The following is a 17,577-nucleotide window of genomic DNA, read 5'->3' as shown; positions in this document are numbered from 1 at the left end:
CAGGAGGGGTGACGGGTGAGTGTCAGGCAGCGAGGTCCGTCCGATCCCGGTTACCGCGACCCGCACCGCCAAGGCGCCCCGCCGTCCGGAGCCCCGGCCACTCCTCACAAGTCGCTGTGGACACCCGTCATCCACCTGGGGTCCAGTGTCTCCGTGCTCGCGTTCGAACGGCTGGCGGGGTTCCAACAACGCGCGTGTTGGACTTCTCCGTCCCCGAAGCGGGCGGACCTACGCACTACAGCCTCACCGAGTCATCCACTGCCGTTTCCAGGGACAGGGTGAACCAGGTGGTCTTGCCTTCCTCGGTGGGACGCACCCCCCAACTGTCGGCGAATGCGTCGACGAGGAGGAGGCCGCGTCCGGACTCGTCCTCCACGTCTGCCAGACGCGGCTGGGGCAGGTGGGGGCTGCGGTCGCTGATCTCGACGGCGAGCTCATTGGGGTGGCGGCGCAGATGCAGGCGGAGGGGGCCTTCGGCGTGCCGGACGGCGTTGGTGAGTAGCTCGGATGCCAGGAGCTGTGCGTCGTCGGCTCGGTGGATGCTGCCCCAGGAGGTGAGGACCTTCGTGACGAAGGCGCGTGCTTCGGGTACGGAGGAGGGAGCAGCGGGCAGGTCGGTGGTGGCGGTGGCCAGGGGCGCCGCTGGGAGCCGGGCCAGGAGCAGGGTCACGTCGTCGGTGTGTTCCTCGGTGTCGGGGAGGAGCGTGGTCAGGACGTGCTCGGCGGCGGTTTCCAGGTCGTCGGTGGTGGCGAGGACATGGTCGAGGGCGCTTGTCAGCTCGGTGAGTCGGTGCTCGATGTCGCTGCCGGGGGTTTCGATCAGTCCGTCGGTGTAGAGGACGAGTGTGGCGCCGGGGGGCAGAATGACGGAGTTCTGCTGGTGGGGGATGCCGCCGACACCGAGCGGTGCGCTCACCGGCGTGGGCAGGGCGCGCACGTGATCGCCGGGAACGGCGACGAGGACGGGCAGGTGTCCGGCCGAGCAGAGGGTCACCGCTCCGGCGTCCGGGGCGATGACGAGATAGCAGCAGGTGACGAGCTGGTCGGGGACGTGCAGGCCGGTGACGAACGTATCCAGGGCCTGCATCAGCTGGCGGGGTTCCATGCCGGTTGTGGCCAGGGCGTGGGCGGCGGAGCGCAGCTGTCCCATGACGGCAGCGGCCTCCAGGCCGCGGCCCATCACGTCGCCGATCAGGATTCCCACGTGGCCGGCGCCCAGGGGAATGAGGTCGAACCAGTCGCCGCCCACTCCGGCGCCCTGGGTGGCGGCCCGGTAGCGGTAGGCGGCGGCCAGGCCGGGGAGATCGGGTGGGGTGCCCATGAGGCTGCGCTGGAGGGTGAGGGCGATGTGGCGCTGCTGTTCGTAGAGGGCGGTGAGTTCGGCCTCGGCGCGCTTGAGGTCGCTGATGTCACGGACTATGGCGCACACGCCGTTGACGGTGCCGTCAGCGGTGCGGGTGGGCCACAGTGTGACGTCGACGTCCAGCAGATTGCCTGCGCGGGTGACCCGGAGGCTTTCATAGTGCTCGACCTTCTCCCCATGCCTCAGTCGGTCGAGGAGCGCGCTGACCTCGTCCCCGCAGTCGGCCGGGGCCAGGAAGCTCACATGGCGGCCTATGGCCTCGGCGGCCGTGTAGCCGTACATGCACTGGGCGGCGGCGTTCCAATAGGTTATGTATCCATCGAGGGTCTTGGCGAGGATGGCGTCCTGCGAGGACTCGACGAGGCCGGCGAGCTCGTTGATGCGTTGTTCGGCGGCTTTGCGTTCGCTGATGTCGCGGACGGCGGCGGAGACGAGGGGGCCTTCGGCAGTCTCCAGTGGGCTGAGGCTGATCTCGACGGGGAACTCGGTGCCGTCCTTGCGCAGCCCGTACAGCTCCAGCCCGGCACCCATCGGACGCACCTGCCGGTTGGCGACGTAGTGGTCGCGGTGGTGGGTGTGGTGCTCCCGGAACCGGGCCGGTACGAGCAGTTCCACCGGGCGCCCGAGGAGTTCCTCGCGGCGGTAGCCGAACAGGGCCTCGGTCTGTGCGTTGACGAGCTTGATGGTGCCGGTGTCGTCCACGATGACCATGGCATCCGGAGCCGCTTCCAGCAGCCCCCGGAACCGATCCTCGGCGGTTGCCGACGCGCCCGCGCCGAAGGCCGCTCGGCCAGCCATCATTCTGCCCGTATCTGCCATCACAACCTCAAAGCGACTCACTGCTGGTGATTCGGGCCATCCCAGCGTACCGCCGACACATCCGGTGCCAGATGTCACTTACTGACACCGAATCGGTCGAATGATTGCAGGATCGGGAACGGTCGTCGGCAGAAACCCCATCCGTGATCACAAACCAGGGCCGCGCCCGGAACCGTCGTACGGAACCCTCAGAGCAGCATCAACATGGACACGCATAGCCTCGTCGTCCAGGACATCCAGCACTGAAGAACTGTCCCTCCCGGCGACAGCCGCGGCAGGCACGGTGATCGGTGTCGACCATGATCAGGCCACGGTCGACGCGGCCAGGGAGCGCACCGCGGACCAGCGCACTGTCATGGTAAGACTCGGTGACATCCACGACCTGCCGCCGTCCGACCAGGCCGCTGACCGTGCCCGCACCGACCGGGTGCTGCAACACGTCGCTGATCCTGTCCGAGCGCTCCGGGAGATTCACCGCGTGCCACGACCCGGCGGGCGGCTGGTCATGGGCGAGCCGGACTGGGACACCCTGGCCGTCGATCAGAGGCAGGGCGGCGGCGTGGCCACCGCCGCCGGGAAGCAGGCCTGCCCGTCAGAACATCCCGCCGTCCAGCTGCAGTGTGCGGCCCGTCATGTAGGCCGCATCGTCCGAGGCGAGGAAGGCGTAGCCTGCTGCGATCTCCGCGGGCTCCGCGAGCCGGCGGAGCGCCACCGCGGTGTCGAGCCACTCGGACAGGTCCTGCCGGCCGACCAGCTCCGGGTGCTGGTAGCCCGCGCCGAACTCCGCGGCCATGTCCGTGGCAGTGCCGCCAGGGGCGACGGCATTGATCGTGATGCCCTTCTGCCCGAGCTCGGCGGACAGGTTCAGGACCATCGACTCCACCGCGGCCTTGCTGGCCGCGTACAGCGTGTGGCGGAAGAACGCCTTGGAGGCACTCACCGAGGAGGTGAGTACGATACGGCCGCCCCGGCGCATGTGAGGCACGGCGTGCTGGACTGCGAACAGTTGTCCGCGCGTGTTGACGGCGAAGATCCGGTCGAAGTCGGCAGGCGTGATCTTCTCCAGGGCGTCGAAGTGCTCGACACCGGCACAGGACACGAGCACGTCCAGCCGGCCGAACTCTGCGACGGTCTGCTCGGTCAGTACCCGGGTCTGCTCCGGATCAGCGACGTCCGCCTGCACGGCGATCGCCCGACCGCCACGCTCGCCCAGTTCGGTGACGAGGGCGTCAGCCGCCTCCTTGTTGCCTCGGTAGCCGATCGCCACCGCTGCGCCTTCGCTGGCCAGCCGTCGTGCGACGGCCGCGCCGATCCCACGACTGCCGCCGGTGACGATCGCGACCTTGCCTTCGAAACGTGTGCTCTGCACGGATGACACCATTGCTCTCCTGGCCGAATGGGTGGGGGTGCGGCGGATGGTCGGTCCGGTAGACGTCCGGCCCGAAGACGAACAGCACGACGGGCCACCCGTCCGCGAGTTCCGGGCCGTGGGGCACGCGCAGATAGGTATACCGGCCCATGAGGAGGATCGGAACGACCGTTTGTGAGAGCAACTGTGCTTGCAACTCGGCCCTTGACGGACGTCGACGAAGGGCTTTCCGACTCGTTCGGGTGATCGTCGGCGAGCAGTCGGTCGAAGTCGGCCGTGCTTTTGACATAGTCGCCGACGAGACGGATTCCCATGTTTGGCCCTGATGCGAAGCACTTTCAAGATGAACTTGGACGCGCGGTGTCGTGAGCATCGCGACGCCTTTTATGGCGTTCGGCGATCTGCTTCGGCTACGGAGGACGAAGATCTGTGGCGACTATTCGGCGCCGTTCTCGTATAGCTACGGCGAACGGACATGTAGCGCTGCGTAACGCCGGACCGGGAGTGGCTTGGAGTCCCGGGGTGCTCCTGCCCCCAGCTCGGACCAGCTGACTTTGACGCCTGAGTCCCTGCCGGCCGTTGAGCGGCTGGCAGGGCACGTCAGTCTGTACCGCTACGCACATGACATGTGGTCAGTCGACGGGCCGGGGCGCCGAGTTCATCGAGGAGGCCGTGGACGCGGCGCTCGATTTCGTCGCGGATGAGGCGGACGACTTCGACGGTCTTGCCCGCGGAGTCGTCCAGGGGCCAGTCGGAGGTTCCGCTTGCGGGGAAGGCCAGGCAGGCGTCGCCGCCAGCGGACGCTGCCTGGTGGCTTCCACGGTTAGAGCGCGACGTTCCGCCCTTCCTCGGTTACCAAGTCACGAACGCGTTTGATGGGCAGTGGCAGCGAGTTGCGCCATGCAGAAACAAAGCAGGTGCTTGGAAGAAGCGGCGCATGACAACACACCCCAGAACAACGCGGCGCCGAACGGAACCGCATTCCCGAACAGCGCATCTTGTGGGGTGCGCTTCACCGTTCGTCACGCTTCTGCGATCTCTGGCGAGTCGGGCGGCCTCCGCGCAGGTGCTGTGTGGATGCGGTCGCCTCTCGACGGGCGTCGCCGGCAAGGTCCTGCTTGACGTCGGCTGGTGTCCCGGCCGGCCCAGAGGGCGTTCACTCCCCGTCGAGGAAGTCCTCCACCACCGTGTTGAAGGCCGGCGGGTTCTCCAGGAAGGGGAAGTGCGAGTTGGCCACGTCCCGGGGGAAGATGTGGAGCCGCGCGCCCGGGACCTGTTCGGCGATGTAACGCTGGGAGGAGGGGGCAACGTGGCTGCCGTCGCAGCCGATGACCAGGGTGGGGACGTCGATGCGGGGCAGGACGTCCCGCCAGTCCTGCGCGCAGTGGTCCCACAGCAGGGGAACGGCGGCGTAGGCAGGGGTGTGGGTGATCTCCTGCTCGACGAACGCCCAGACCTCTGGGTCGGGTTCGCCGCTGAACATGCTCCGTACGAAGTCCCGGGTGGCTTTGGCGCCCTCGGGTCCGTTCAACGCGTCACCGAGGGCCAGCAAGTCGGTGACGTCGAAGATCGCTCCGCTGTCGGACTGGGCCTGGGGTGACATCCACGGCACGGCGGCGACCGCGGCGGGCTGGTCGACCGCGACGAGACGCCGGATACGGCCGGTGCCGTACTGGTCGATGAAGCTCCACCACACCGACACGCCCATGGACCAGCCCAGTGCGTCGACGGAAGTCAGGTCCAGGTGGTCGAGGAGTTCTTGGACGTCGCGGGCGAAGCGAGCGATGCGGTAGCCGTGGCGGGGCTTGGCCGAGCGCCCGTGCCCGCGCAGGTCGACGGTCACCACGCGGCGGGTCCGGGACAGCTCTTCCAACTGGTGGCGGAACATCGCCTGTGTCTGTCCCCAGCCGTGGAGCATCAGCAGCGGCGGCTGCGGGCCTGAGGTGCCGCGGTCCTCGTAGACAAGCTCGACGCCATCGGTCGTCGTGAACGTGCTCATGCGGGAGCTCCTTCGTCATTGACGCAACCCGGGGCCGGGAGTTCTGAGGATCTTACGGCCAGGTTTCAGGCAGTGAGCCCTTTCCAACCTGGCCCGCGAGATTGGCAGTTGGGCTGACAACGTGGTGAAGCCCCTGGTGGATGGGTTTTCGGCCAAGAGAACCGTCTCCACCAGAGGCTTCACGTGCCTGTTTACCCGTCGGGCGTCGACCATGGACGGGCCTCGTCACCCTTCCGTAGGCTGGTGACCGCCTACGAAGGGGGCAGGGTGAACGGCAATCCGCTGTACCACTGGATGGGGCTGGCCGTGTCGACGTTGCTCATGCTGCCGGTCCCGGTGGCGGTGCTGCTGGCAGGGTGGACACCGTCGTGGATGCGGAAGCGGCAGGCAGGGATGCGGTTTCGCGCCTACGGCTTCCTGTGCTTCTACGCCCTCATAGTCGTCAACAGCATCCCCCGGATCGCCGACGCCTCCTACGAGACGGTCATGGCCTGCATGTACGTCGGCGGCGCCTTCGGCGCCGCCGGTGCCGTCCTGTTCCAGCTCGCGGCGCGCAAGGAATCAGGCGCTCGGACGGCTGGCCCAGTCGGACCTTGGGAACGCTGACAGACGGCTTGCCGCGCCTGTTGCGTCACGGCGCCATTGCCGCCGATATGGCGGTGTCCAGGCCGGACTTGCGGAGCGTCTCGACCAGCAGCACCGCCCCGCGGCCTGCGAGACCTCCCGCTGCCACCGGCCTCGACGCGGACACGCGGGTAGGCCCCGATACGCTTGCTCACCTGGCGAGTGCTTCTTTCCGTACAGCCAAGTGCCCTAGAAAAGTCCAATCGTTGCACGCCAGCTGCTCTCTCCGCTTATTTGATCAAGCGTGGACGAGCTCATGAAAGCGCGATGCTCACCGGGCTGGCACGGGGTGGTCGCGGCTGGTGTATCCGCCGCTCAGCAGAGCCGAGCACACTGCCGCCCTCGGAGGGCTCGACTACGGCCCATGGTGGTAGACCACACCGGGTTGCAGGCCGCCGGACGTGGCGAACATCTGGGGGATGGTGACCAGGACATAGCCGCGGGCCTTCAGCGCGGCGATGATGTGGGGGACGGCTGGTGGGGTCGTCGCGTACCGGTCGTGCAGGACGATGATCGCGCCGGGGCGCACACGGGCCAGCACACGCTGCTCGATGAGGTGAGGGTTGTGGTATTTCCAGTCTTTGGGGCTGACGCTCCACATCACCACCGACAGACGTTCCGCACCGGCTGCCGCACGCACCTTGGCGTTCCATGCTCCGAACGGCGGTCTGAACAGGGTCGGCCGGTGCCCTGTGGCGGAGGCGATCTGCCCCGCCGCGGTCTTTAGTTCGTAGTCGATCCGGGCGGGTGGGAGGCGGGTGAGGTAGGGGTGGGTGACCGTGTGGTCGCCGATCGCGTCGCCGTCCCGCTGCTGTCTCAATACATCTTTCCGGTACCGAAGAGCGTGCGGTCCGATCAGGAAAAACGTGGCCACGGTGTGCTGGCGCTCGAGTGTGTCGAGTACGGTCGCTGTGTACTGGGTCGGTCCGTCGTCAAAGGTCAGCGCGACACACTTGGTGACCCGGCAGTCGACGACGGGAGCCGGTGTGCCGACGCCGGACCGGGCGGGCCCGTGGGACAGCGCAGCGGCGGTCGATGATGGCAGGCCTGGCACGGCTGTGAACGCGCTGAGCGTGGCCGCGGCTGCGACCGTCATCACGCGCCGCCATCCTGTGCTGAAAGGCATCACAGGCACCTCGATCCCAGGAACCGCTTCTCCTGTCGCACTCGGCCCTTTAGCCGGTCAGTTGACATCGCGTAGGGGGCGTTGAGCCCACAGCGACGGGTCGGCCGCTCCATCCGTGAGTTCTGCCGTCAGGACCTCGGCGGCTACCGCCCGGATGCCCCGGCCACGGAAAGTGCTGTTCATCGCGGCTACCGTTGGGTTGAGGGACTCTTCCTCCGGCTCCACGCATGTCCTTCGTGGCGATCCACTTGAGATCAGGCTCACCGATCCGGTCCGACCGCGCCTCCCGACGCAGGTATGAGAGATTCTAGAAGCAGTGAAGTTTTCCGTAAAAGCACCTGGTGGGAGGCGTTCGAGGGGGCAGGATCAAACCTTCACCTCTTACCGATTTCCATGGATCGGTGAGACGAACGTGCCACAGTTCTCGGACAAGTTCATTGCCGACGGGTCTCTCGGCCCGGCACGGGGACCGGCTCCTTGCCCACCTGGTCGAGGGGATCGCACCCCCGCATGGATCGGTGGACCTCAACATCCACAACATGTGGTCCCTGCTTCAGGTCCGCCAACCTGCTGCGATCCGGAGCAGCGGCCCGCGCCTTACGCGAACGGCTCCTGATCATGTTGGATCGCTGTGCGTCGGTGGGATCGTATGGCCGCGGCAGACTGGTGCACCCCCCCGCGGAGAGGTGCGCAGGTGTCAGTGGATCGACAGTCGATGGACCTTGAGGTGTACATGGAGCGGACTCGGAGCGGCCCGTGCTTCGTGTGTGCGTTCCTGGCCGGGAACCCGGACTACCCGCATGTGACGGTTTTTGAGGACGCCGATCACGTGGCGTTCCTGGACAGGTGGCCCACGGTGCCGGGCAAGGTCCTGGTCGCGCCGAAGGCGCACCTTGAGCACGTCGTGCGCGACCTGGACGAGGCGGCCTACAGCCGGCTCATGCTGTTCGTCCGGGAGATCGCCCTCGCCGTCGAGGCTGTCTGCGAGCCGGAGCGCACGTACCTGTACTCGCTCGGCAGCCAGCAGGGCAACGCTCATCTGCACTGGCACATCGCCGCTCTGCCGCCCGGCGTCCCCTACCCTGAGCAGCAGTTCCACACCCTGATGACGGAGAACGGTGTCCTGGAGCTGTCGCCGGACCAGGCGGCCTCGATGGCCGCACGCCTTCGTGAGGCGGTCATCGCCCGGAGCGTCCTCAAGGAGGGATGACCCGGGGGGCAGCCGACTTTTCCCGGTCGGTCGCACCGCTGGTGGTCTTGTCGGGAGGCCCGGCCGACAAGGGGATGCGGCCACCGCTGATCATCGGTGTATGAAGACAAACGATCACGCGGTGGCCGCAGGTCACAGCGTAGACCCGCCTGCTGGCAGGAGCCGTTCGAGGCCCTGATGGGCCGCATCGCGGACCGGTTCGCCCGCGTCGAACCCCCGCGTCGCGTGGTGGGCTTGATGTTGGAGCTGCTGTCGGACCCATCGCGCAAGCCCGGCCGGCCGCAGGATGGCCGCGCAATTGGTCCTCGACGCGATATCGACCGCGCCCTGAGGGTTGTTCCGACGCTGTCGGCGGAGTTCAACCGCGATGGGCTGACAGGACGACCTGTTCATTGCCGTCGGGGCCGCACGCTATTCGGACACCGTGCGCCTCGTGGCGCACCGGAACCGGGTGACCATGGTGACGGGAGACAGCCGGCCAATCGTGCCCGCAGAGGTGACGGCCCTCAGCTACGAATCGCGCCGTGGCGCCGACTCGCCGTGTCGGATCAGGCAACGCGTTGACCTGCATGATCACGATTTGCCGCAAAGTCGAGTGGCATGGGCGGCAGCGGCGGTCCAGGATTGGCGGCAGCTGGAGGTCGCCGTCGCGCCACCGGGCGTCCATGCTCAGAGCGAGAAGGGGTTACCGTCACAGTGATCGACACGGACGAGCTGGCCAAGCGGAACGCCGGGTTCGCCGACGGCGGATCGTTCGCCGACCTCAAGCTCATGCCCAGCGGCAGTCTGACGGTCATCGGATGCGTCGACCCTCGTGTCGACCCGTCCGACGTGCTCGGGCTCAAGCTCGGCGAGGCAGCGGTGATCCGCAACGTCGGAGGGCGGGTCACGCCCGCGACACTCCGGACGCTGGGGATGCTCTCGAAGGTCGTCCAGGCCCGCACGGGCGGCCCTCGCCCGGGCGACGTCCACTATGCGGTCCTGCACCACACCGACTGCGGGATCACGGACCTGGCCGCGTTCCCCGAGCTGCTGGCCGATTACTTCGAAGTTCCGGCCGGAGCCCTGGACGCCAAGGCGGTCACCGACCCGGTCGCCGCCGTCCGTGTCGACGTCGAAATCCTCAAGCGGAAGCTTCCGGCCGGAGCCCTCGTCTCAGGGCTCGTGTACGACGTGGCCACCGGGCTCATCGACGTCGCCGTCCCGCCGGCGCGAGTGGAAGCATGACACCGCGCGGCGCCTGCGGCCGGTCCGGCAGGCGTGACCGCCGTGGGCCTGCGGCTGGTGCCGGGATCTGCTTCCCTGGCCGGTGGTCGTATCCGCGGGGAGGCGCTTTCTAGCATGTGCGACGATCACGGGCACTCGGTGACCGAGGCGGCGTGGTCAGCGCCTCGCGTCGCGGAGGGACCGGCTGTTGACCCGGTGACGCTGCCCGAGGTCGACGAGGTCAGAGTCACGACGATGGTCGACAACACCTTCGACGCCCTGCTGGCCTCTGCCGAAGGCGTCACCCGGGCGTCGATCGCTGCCGGGCGGACCACCGCGCGACAGTTCGCCGGCGGCGAGGCCCTCGCGGGGCTGCGTGCCGAGCACGGCTTCTCCGCCCTGGTCACCGTCCAAAGCGGGAACGCGAGCAGCACGCTGCTGTTCGATACCGGCGCGTCACCGGACGGGCTGGCGGTGAACGCCGAGCGTCTTGGCGTCGATGTCGGCGGCCTGCAGAGCGTCGTGCTCAGTCACGGACACTTCGACCACGCGGGCGGCTTCGACGGGCTGGCCCGGCTGCGCGGGCGCTCCGGCCTGCCGCTGACCGTCCACCCCGCGGTCTGGACCCGCCGCCGCCTGGCACTACCCGCCGGACAGGGTCTGGAGATACCCACGCTGTCACGGGGTGCCCTGGAACGCGAAGGGTTCGAGGTAATCGAGCGGCGGCAGCCGTCGTTGCTGGCCGGCGGCATCCTGATCACCGGCGAGGTGGATCGCGTCACCGTTCGAGCACGGCATGCCGCAGGCACACCAGGCCTGGGACGGGAACGGCTGGCGACACGACCCCGCCGTCATCGACGACCAGGCACTCGTCATCAACGTGCGGGGCCGGGGACTTGTCATCATCACCGGGTGCGGCCATGCCGGAGTGGTCAACATCATCCGCCACGCCATGCGACTGACCGGCGTCAGCAAACTGCTGGCCCTCATCGGCGGCTTCCACCTGAGCGGCCCCGCTTCGAGCCGGTCATCGGCCCGACGGTGGCCGCACTCACCGAACTCGCACCCGAGCTGATCGTCCCCGGTCACTGCACCGGCTGGCGCGCCCAGCACATCCTAGCCACAGCTCTCCCGGACGCATGGGTGCAGTCAAGCGTCGGCACCACCTACACACTCAGCGCCCCACAGGCGGGTGATGCCTGATCCCGGCTCAGCAGTCCCGGCTCGGCAGTCCCGGCTCAACCGGTGCAGCAGGAAGTGCAGCGCCGGCGGTACTCGGAGGGGTATCCGGATGGACCCCGGATGGCTCGGGGCGGTGGAAGCCGGCCGGCTGAGCGTTGCGACGCCGAATATCCGGCTCGGAACAGCCGCAGCGGGGTGATCGGCTCTGCGGCGCGGCGCTGCGAGAGGAAAAACAGGATCCAGGCGACGACGGCGCCGGCTGGACCACCGGGTCTGTCCAGCTTGGTGCGACTTGTCGCCCAGCAGGTTTCCGGCAGCGACAGGGACAACGCCGCGGCCGCGCGCGCGAGCTGGCTGCGGGTGGTCGGCGTGTACCGCCGCTCTCCCGCAGTGAACGAGGGCTCGCCGGGGTCGGAGGTGCCTACTGCGCCTTCGGTCAGGCTCGGACGGCGTCTGCTGCGTACTCGCAGAGTCTGCCCGTCGCTGCGGGGTCCAGTGCGTGGGTGGCGACGTCGTCTCCTTCCGCGTCCGCCTGTACGACCTGCGCCTCCTGGTTGTCCTCGAAGTAGCGGCCGGTCACGGCGTCCAGCAGCGGTGACGCGGCGAGCAGCACGGACGTCGCGGCCCCCTGCGCCAGCCGGAGCGGACCCTCACCGTGGCGGGCTGGGAGATGCAGCTCGCCACCAATTTCTCGGGCACTTCGCCCTGGACGGCGTCTTGTAGTGCGGCAGCGGGGTGAGGTTCCCGTCCTCGTCCATCACGCCGAACGCAACGATGGTGTCGCCGTCGAGATGGCGCTGGAGATTGGCGAGGACGAACCCGGGGTCGACCGCGTTGGCCGTGATGCCGTTGACCGCCCAGTGACGGGCGCCCACGGCGAACAGGACGTCGGCGGTCGAACAGGACGTCGGCGGTCTGGGACTGCTCGTAGGCCGCCCAGGGTTCGTAGGGACGCCGATCGACGTGTGGGTCGTCGAGTCGAAGGACGCCCAGCGGTGGGCGCCGGAGCTGACGACCACGATGCGGGCCGAGCCTGCCTCGCGCAGCGAACCATGCAGCGCGAAGCGCCATGATTCCCGCATTGGCGACAAGGATGTCGAGCGGCCCGCGCCAGGCCCGCGCGAACGCGTCCACCGGCGACAGGTCCGCCAGGTCCAGCGCCGCGGCCCGCACGAGACCCGCACCGGGAAGGCGACCGGCCACCGCTTCGCGCCGGACTCCGCACGGGATTTCGCAGACCGTGGGCGCGGGCACGGCACGGGCCTCGGTGCGGTCGGTCTGGCCCCGGGTGGCGCGATGGCGGGCTGGGGCCGGTCGATACTTCCTGTGCTCCGTTGCCCGGCCAACCTGCCAAGGGCGCGCCGACAAGTCGTCGCGGAGAACACCGGGAGTGCGCTGCGGATCAGTGTGGGTGGTCGTGGTGGTCGGAGTGGTCACGTTGGTCGCGGTGGTCGTGGCCCGGGGGGCGTTGGGCCAGGGATCGGGCGCGTGTGGTGACCTCGTCTGTGGTCACGGCTCTCAAACCCGTGAGTACATCCTCCAGGGCGGCCAGCCAGAGCCTGTAGTAGTTGTACGGTTCGTCCCGCTCCGCCGAGGCTTCCCAGGCGGCGATCCGGGCGATCAGTGCGGTCTGGAATTCCGGCCACGTGAACGCTCCCGCGTCGTACAGGGTGACGGCCATCCCGAAGGCGCGGCTCTCCCACGGCTCGGCGAACACCAACTCGCCGTTGGAGCGGGGCGGTGCGGCGGGGCCCTCGATGTCAAGAGGCGCGCTCATGGTGCCGCCACCTTGGCCACGCCGACCATTGCGTCCCTCGTCACCAGAGGCACGAGTTCTTCCTCGGTCAGATGCTCGGTGCCGGACGGCCGCTCGGGCAGCACCAGCCAGCGCACCTCGCTGGTGGAGTCGCGGACGGTGATCCGTACATCGTCGGCCAGCTCGAGTCCCATCTCGGACAGCACCGCGCGCGGTTCCTTCACCACCCGGGCGCGGTAGGCGGGATCCTTGTACCAGCTCGGCGGCAGGCCGAGCACCGGCCACGGGTAGCACGAGCACAGCGTGCAGACCACCACGTTGTGCGTGGTCGCGGTGTTCTCCACCACGACGATGTGCTCGCCCTGGAATCCTCCGAAGCCCAGTTCCTTGATGGCGGCCGTGCCGTCCTCGAGCAGTCGGCGACGGTACTCGGGGTCCGTCCAGGCCCTGGCGACGACCTTCGCGCCGTTGAGCGGTCCGATGTTGGTCTCATAGGTGGTGATGAGCCCGTTCATCGCCTTCGGGTCGATCAGGCCCCGCTCGGTCAGCAACTGCTCGAGTGCCTCGGTGCGCAAGGCCGGGGGAAGGTGCTCGGCCGATCCAGGGGTGGTGGTCATGAGGTGGTCTCCAGGTAGCTCTCGAACAGTTCCACGGTGAGCTCGAACGGCTCGGCGTCGGTGCCCCACAAGTCATGTGAGTCGAAGCGCACGGTGTAGACGTACTGCGGGTTCTCGCCCAGGAAGTGCGCGTTGGTGTCCGGCAGCACGCCGGCGGGCTGAATGATGTCGACAACGCCGACATGCCCTCGCACATAGCGCGGCAGTCTGGTGTGTCCGGACGGCGACATGTCCTTGGCGCGCACGCGCTCGCCGACGGAGAAGGCGGGCGCGGTGTCGAGGGAGCGCAGCGTGCCCTCGGTGGTCGGGGCGTAGTCGGGCTTGGCCGGCTCCGGGATCGGGGGCTCCGTCACGTGCTCGCCGCGGAGGTTGCGGGCGCGGGCGTCGACCGCACCAGGCGCCAGGATGGCGCTGTCGAGGAGTCTCAGCTCTCCGGCGTTGAGCCAGCGCCCGTAGTAGCCGTCGTCGATGTAGTGCGCTCGGTCCAGGCGCTCCAGCGCGTGCCGGAAGGAGTCCAGGTTTCCCCCGGACACCCGGTTCGAGAGGACCGCGAGCGCGAATGCCCGACTCTCCCAGGGCTCTGCGAAAACAGGTTCATCCCGTCTCGGCGGATGCATGGAGCCCCAGCCCGGGGCTCCTCCCATGTCGGCGATACCATCCATGGTCGGACCTCTCTTTTGCCAGCAATAGCGGGCATAGTTGGATCAATTGTATTTGGGTGATATCTCTGGAGTCGCGGTGTGAGCTGTGCTCCAAGCCGCTGGTTACGGCGCCTGTCGCGGATGCGTCGGGTTCATTGCCCCGCGTGCCCGGGAGTGGCGGCGGGGCGGCCGAGCGGGCCAGGCCTTGGACGCATGCCGATCTCTTCGCCGGCTGCAGCATGTCGTCGATCGCCGCGGACGGACTCACCCGGATAGTCACCCGGATCTCTGCCCGCGAGGGTCCGGTCGTCTCAGGAGAATCGTTCCCTGGGGTGGTCCGGGGGCTGGACGAAACCCCGGTTGCGCCCTGGTCGTGCGGGCCGCAGGCTGCCCCGTGGACTACAGCCCGGAAGCAGGCGTGCGGCCCATTCTGGTGACCGGTGCTGCGGGCGCGTCGGGGCCGCCGGCAGGACCGTGGTCCAAGGTCTTCGGCGCCGGAGCCTCCAGGCCCGTGCTCTGGTGCGCTGGGGTGCGCCGGGATGACGACCGAGCCCGGGCGCTGCGCGCGACGGGCGCCGAAGTCGTCGTCGGAGATCTGACGCGTGCCGGTGATGTCGCCGACGACCTCGCACCCTCGACGGCTGCGGACGGGTTTGTTTCGGCATGGCCGTGTCGGCTCAGTATCTGCTGGCCGCCGTGACCACAGCGGCGGTCGCGCGCCTACGGACGGCTGGAGGCGTTCGTGAACATGGCGCAGCCGACTGTCTCCGAGACGGACGCCACCAGCACCTCCGAGTCTCATCAGCATCGTCAGCAGTGGCTGGTCGAGCAGGCTCTCGACGGGTCAGGCCTGCCCGTGGTCCAGGCCAGGCCCACCGTCTTCATGGAGAACCCCGCTCTTCCAGACCGCGTTTTCCTCGACCGCCAAGGACGGCGCCATCAGGTGACCCTTCGGCAAGGCGAACCTCCCCGATCGCGGACGGTGACGTTGCCGCGGTCGTCGAGGAGATTCTGGCCGATCCGGCCCGGCACATCGGCTGGATCTATGAGCTGACCGGTCCCCGATCACAGGACATGGCCGCTTTGGCCGCGTAGATTTCCGATGCTTTGCACCGCGCGGTCGGCTACACCGACGTCCCGTTGCAGGAATGGCTCGACAACGATCTCGGGGCGCTGGGCCTGCCGGACCATGTCTTCCAGCACATCTTCACTGTGGCTCGCCTACACGTGGCCGGCCGCTGTGACCGCCAGGCAGACGGCATGACAGAGCTCGCCGGGCGGTCCGCTGCAGGAGTAGCCGATTTCGTCCGCAAGAACCCCGGGCTGTTGTCCCGTCTCAGGTGATCTGGTCCGAAGGCGCGGCTGTGACCTGGGGCGACCAGAACGGTTGAGACACCTGGGTGGCCGAAAATCTCAGTTGATCTGGACCCTGGCGTAGGAAGACTGGCTGTCGTCTCAGTTGGTCTTGCCTGCTTCCGGCGTTTCGAATTGGACTAGTGGAAGAGCGCGCGAGAATGACCATGCACGATGACCAAGTGGACGTGACCACCGAAATCGTTGCGACCTTGATCCAAGAACAGTTCCCTCAGTGGAGCGGCAAGGCGTGTGCCGGCGAGCTGACCGCCGAACGCGCTGCGGCCTTCACCGCCCTGGACCCTTGGTGGAAACCGCCCTGGCCGATCGCCTGGCAACGTGCCTACCGTGACACCCGCCGGGGCCTGACAGATGCCCAGACAGCTCCCGACGCGGGGGAGTGGCTCCAGGCCCAGCGTGCACACGCCCCAGCCCTACACCCCGAGCAGCAGCGCCTCCTCACCGCCCTCGGAGTCGACCTGCACCCAGAATCCGCTCCCACATCGCAGCACCAACTGCCCGCACGTGAAAGGTCCTTTCAACGAGGACTGGCGGCCGCACGGGCGTTCCTCGAGCGGGAAGGCCACCTCAAAGTTCCCCAACGACACGTCGAAGACGTCGAAGGCGACCTTGTGCGCTTGGGCCAGTGGCTGACCAACCTGCGCTGCCGCAAGGAGACCTTGAGCGCCCAGGGACGGCAGGCCCTTACCCAACTCGGCCTGTAGATGCGGCGGGTGGCCGTTGTCTCATCGGTGGGCTGCGGCGACCGTCTGGGTGAGTGGGTGGCCGACTGCCCAGGGCTTGGCAGCAGTCTTCCTCCATCGTGGGCAGCAGAGGCTGCTGCCTGCGCGCCCCGGGTGAGGCGCAGGCCTGCCATTCGGCTGGACCCTGACGACCCGACGCCGTAGCACAGTGCGTCGAGCGCTCCTTCAACCTGACCGTCGACGGTCACGTAATTCGGCAGCGGCAGCATCAACTTACCCGCCTACGCGTTCGAGCCCCGCGCCACCCGTCAGTGGCGAGCTTCGGGCACCGTCAGTCCCACCAACCGTTGCCGGCGTGCCAGCGCTGCACCCATTCCAGGAATCCCCACGCTTCGTCTCCCGGGACCGGGCCGGCGCCCACGTCAGCGACCATCCAAACCTCACCGCGCCGGGGGCCAGTTGTCACGAGCAGCCAGAAGGACTGACCGTCCTCGGAGCCGAGCACGACCGACCCCTGGGTGTAGACGGCGTCGATGCGCTCATCTTCATCGGGATCGACGCTGGCGTCGTCTTCCCACGGCCAACCTTCAACCAGCGGAAACGGAGCACCCGGTTGGCGGGATCCGAGGTCCGGCCAGCCCGTCGGGAGGCAGCCGAGTCGCTCCAGGCCGCCATCTTCCGGAGGGCCGAGGCCGTATCCGTCGCAGATCTCGGCGACCACAGTGCGGTATGGCTCTGGGAGAGCGACCCCGTGCTCGGATTCCCATGCCTCGACTGCTTCGTATCCCAGTGGCTGCTCGCGCCACTCAGGCTCGAACGCCGAGCGCAGGAACTCCAGGGTGGCCTCGGCAGGCCGTTGATCGGGCGATGTGGTTGTCATGGCAGCATGCTGTCAGCACGGTGTGACATTGCAGCTGGCGGGTGGCGCGGGCTCATACGTGTGGGCGGGGAAGTTGAGGCTGCCGCGGGGGAATTACGTGACCGTCGACAACCTGACCGTCCGTATGGTCATGTACGCCCCGCTCGGACAGGACGGCTGGGCACGCGGTCCCGCACTCGTTCGCACGCCGTGCGGGACCGTGCCAAGTGCACTCCTGCGGCATGCTGCCCGGACACACCACCAGGAGGAACCAGTGTCATACCCGCAACTGCTCACTCCCGAGGAGAAGCTCGCCGACGCGAAGAAGCTGTTGAGCCTCCCGCGTATCGTCGTGATCTGCGGCTCCACCCGCTTCATGACCGAGATGAACGAGGCCGATCTGCGGGAGACCAAAGCCGGAAAGATTGTCGTCAAACCGGGCTGTGACATGAAGTCGCCGCACGAACTTTGGTCCGATCCTGGCGAGGCCGAGGCGCTGAAGGTTCGACTCGACGATCTGCACCGGGCGAAGATCCGGCTCGCTGATGAGGTGCTCGTAGTCGGCGACTACATCGGAGACAGCACCCGAGCCGAAATCGCCTACGCCCGGTCGCTGGGCAAGCCCGTGCGGTTCACGCACCCGAAGTCGACCCTGACGCCTAATGGGACTTGCCGGGTCGGAGAGACTCGGTGCCGTAGCCGCCAGCAGGTGAGCACTCATGCCGCCGGAAGCATCCGACTTCTGTGGT

At 68.0% G+C, this 17,577-nt stretch carries 16 protein-coding genes and 3 pseudogenes; 7 read left to right on the top strand and 12 right to left on the bottom strand.

All coding sequences use genetic code 11. From position 1 onward, the window contains the following. Nucleotides 1-235 precede the first annotated feature (235 nt). Nucleotides 236-2,161: a PAS domain S-box protein gene (locus ACWD5D_RS37180; RefSeq protein ID WP_451377218.1), complete on the bottom strand. Its 1,926-nt coding sequence runs from the start codon at nt 2,159-2,161 to the stop codon at nt 236-238. Nucleotides 2,162-2,459: 298 nt separating this feature from the next. Between ACWD5D_RS37180 and ACWD5D_RS37175 the strand changes: the two are divergent. Then, nucleotides 2,460-2,723: pseudogene (locus tag ACWD5D_RS37175) on the top strand (methyltransferase domain-containing protein); the annotation flags it as partial. A gap of 51 nt (nt 2,724-2,774) precedes the next feature. On the opposite strand, the gene ACWD5D_RS37170 reads toward ACWD5D_RS37175, so the two are convergent. Next, nucleotides 2,775-3,551: an SDR family NAD(P)-dependent oxidoreductase gene (locus ACWD5D_RS37170; protein ID WP_451377217.1), complete on the bottom strand. Its 777-nt coding sequence runs from the start codon at nt 3,549-3,551 to the stop codon at nt 2,775-2,777. Between the two features lie 1,156 nt (nt 3,552-4,707). After that, a complete protein-coding gene (locus ACWD5D_RS37165; RefSeq protein ID WP_451377216.1) occupies nt 4,708-5,550 on the bottom strand; it encodes an alpha/beta fold hydrolase in 843 nt (280 codons plus the stop codon). A 243-nt stretch (nt 5,551-5,793) separates the two neighbouring features. Between ACWD5D_RS37165 and ACWD5D_RS37160 the strand changes: the two genes are divergently transcribed. Next, the gene (locus tag ACWD5D_RS37160; protein ID WP_451377215.1) at nt 5,794-6,156 is read left to right on the top strand and encodes a hypothetical protein; all 363 of its coding nucleotides are present in this window, start codon (nt 5,794-5,796) and stop codon (nt 6,154-6,156) included. A gap of 28 nt (nt 6,157-6,184) precedes the next feature. Here ACWD5D_RS37160 and ACWD5D_RS37155 read toward each other — a convergent pair. Both ACWD5D_RS37155 and ACWD5D_RS37150 read right to left on the bottom strand, forming a co-directional pair. Further along, nucleotides 6,185-6,329 (bottom strand): annotated as a pseudogene (locus tag ACWD5D_RS37155) (IS1380 family transposase); the annotation flags it as partial. 200 nt (nt 6,330-6,529) lie between these two features. Then, entirely contained in the window at nt 6,530-7,300 is a 771-nt protein-coding gene (locus tag ACWD5D_RS37150) for a polysaccharide deacetylase family protein (RefSeq protein WP_451377214.1), read from the bottom strand. Between the two features lie 694 nt (nt 7,301-7,994). On the opposite strand from ACWD5D_RS37150, the gene ACWD5D_RS37145 reads away from it, so the two are divergent. From ACWD5D_RS37145 to ACWD5D_RS37135, 3 genes are all read left to right on the top strand, one after another. Continuing rightward, nucleotides 7,995-8,510, top strand: coding sequence for an HIT family protein (locus ACWD5D_RS37145; RefSeq protein ID WP_451377213.1), 516 nt, complete (start codon nt 7,995-7,997; stop codon nt 8,508-8,510). A gap of 696 nt (nt 8,511-9,206) precedes the next feature. Beyond that, a complete protein-coding gene (locus tag ACWD5D_RS37140) occupies nt 9,207-9,737 on the top strand; it encodes a carbonic anhydrase (protein ID WP_451377212.1) in 531 nt (176 codons plus the stop codon). A 114-nt stretch (nt 9,738-9,851) separates the two neighbouring features. Beyond that, complete coding sequence (locus ACWD5D_RS37135) at nt 9,852-10,919, top strand: MBL fold metallo-hydrolase (RefSeq protein ID WP_451377211.1); 1,068 nt, start codon at nt 9,852-9,854, stop codon at nt 10,917-10,919. A 415-nt stretch (nt 10,920-11,334) separates the two neighbouring features. On the opposite strand, the gene ACWD5D_RS37130 is transcribed toward ACWD5D_RS37135, so the two are convergent. The 6 genes from ACWD5D_RS37130 to ACWD5D_RS37105 form a co-directional block, all read right to left on the bottom strand. After that, entirely contained in the window at nt 11,335-11,511 is a 177-nt protein-coding gene (locus ACWD5D_RS37130) for a hypothetical protein (protein WP_451377210.1), read from the bottom strand. 37 nt (nt 11,512-11,548) lie between these two features. Continuing rightward, a complete protein-coding gene (locus ACWD5D_RS37125) occupies nt 11,549-11,980 on the bottom strand; it encodes a hypothetical protein (RefSeq protein WP_451377209.1) in 432 nt (143 codons plus the stop codon). A 320-nt stretch (nt 11,981-12,300) separates the two neighbouring features. Further along, the gene (locus tag ACWD5D_RS37120) at nt 12,301-12,675 is read right to left on the bottom strand and encodes a nitrile hydratase accessory protein (RefSeq protein ID WP_451377208.1); all 375 of its coding nucleotides are present in this window, start codon (nt 12,673-12,675) and stop codon (nt 12,301-12,303) included. Continuing rightward, a complete protein-coding gene (gene nthA / locus ACWD5D_RS37115; protein WP_451377207.1) occupies nt 12,672-13,271 on the bottom strand; it encodes a nitrile hydratase subunit alpha in 600 nt (199 codons plus the stop codon). The genes ACWD5D_RS37120 and nthA overlap by 4 nt, the downstream gene beginning before the upstream one ends. Continuing rightward, nucleotides 13,268-13,933 (bottom strand): nitrile hydratase subunit beta, encoded by a 666-nt coding sequence (nthB, locus tag ACWD5D_RS37110; RefSeq protein WP_451377206.1) that lies wholly within the window; start codon nt 13,931-13,933, stop codon nt 13,268-13,270. The genes nthA and nthB overlap by 4 nt, the downstream gene beginning before the upstream one ends. Before the next feature lie 1,044 nt (nt 13,934-14,977). Further along, entirely contained in the window at nt 14,978-15,115 is a 138-nt protein-coding gene (locus ACWD5D_RS37105) for a hypothetical protein (RefSeq protein WP_451377205.1), read from the bottom strand. 332 nt (nt 15,116-15,447) lie between these two features. Between ACWD5D_RS37105 and ACWD5D_RS37100 the strand changes: the two genes are divergently transcribed. Then, entirely contained in the window at nt 15,448-15,990 is a 543-nt protein-coding gene (locus ACWD5D_RS37100) for a helicase associated domain-containing protein (RefSeq protein WP_451377204.1), read from the top strand. Between the two features lie 310 nt (nt 15,991-16,300). Here the strand turns inward: ACWD5D_RS37100 and ACWD5D_RS37095 are convergent, their stop codons facing one another. Further along, nucleotides 16,301-16,849: an SMI1/KNR4 family protein gene (locus tag ACWD5D_RS37095; protein ID WP_451377203.1), complete on the bottom strand. Its 549-nt coding sequence runs from the start codon at nt 16,847-16,849 to the stop codon at nt 16,301-16,303. 253 nt (nt 16,850-17,102) lie between these two features. Between ACWD5D_RS37095 and ACWD5D_RS37090 the strand changes: the two are divergent. Continuing rightward, nucleotides 17,103-17,491, top strand: a pseudogene (locus tag ACWD5D_RS37090) (hypothetical protein). Nucleotides 17,492-17,577: the final 86 nt, after the last annotated feature.

It is taken from the genome of Streptomyces sp. NPDC002520, from assembly GCF_053595235.1.
This window is presented reverse-complemented; position numbering and strand designations above follow the sequence as displayed.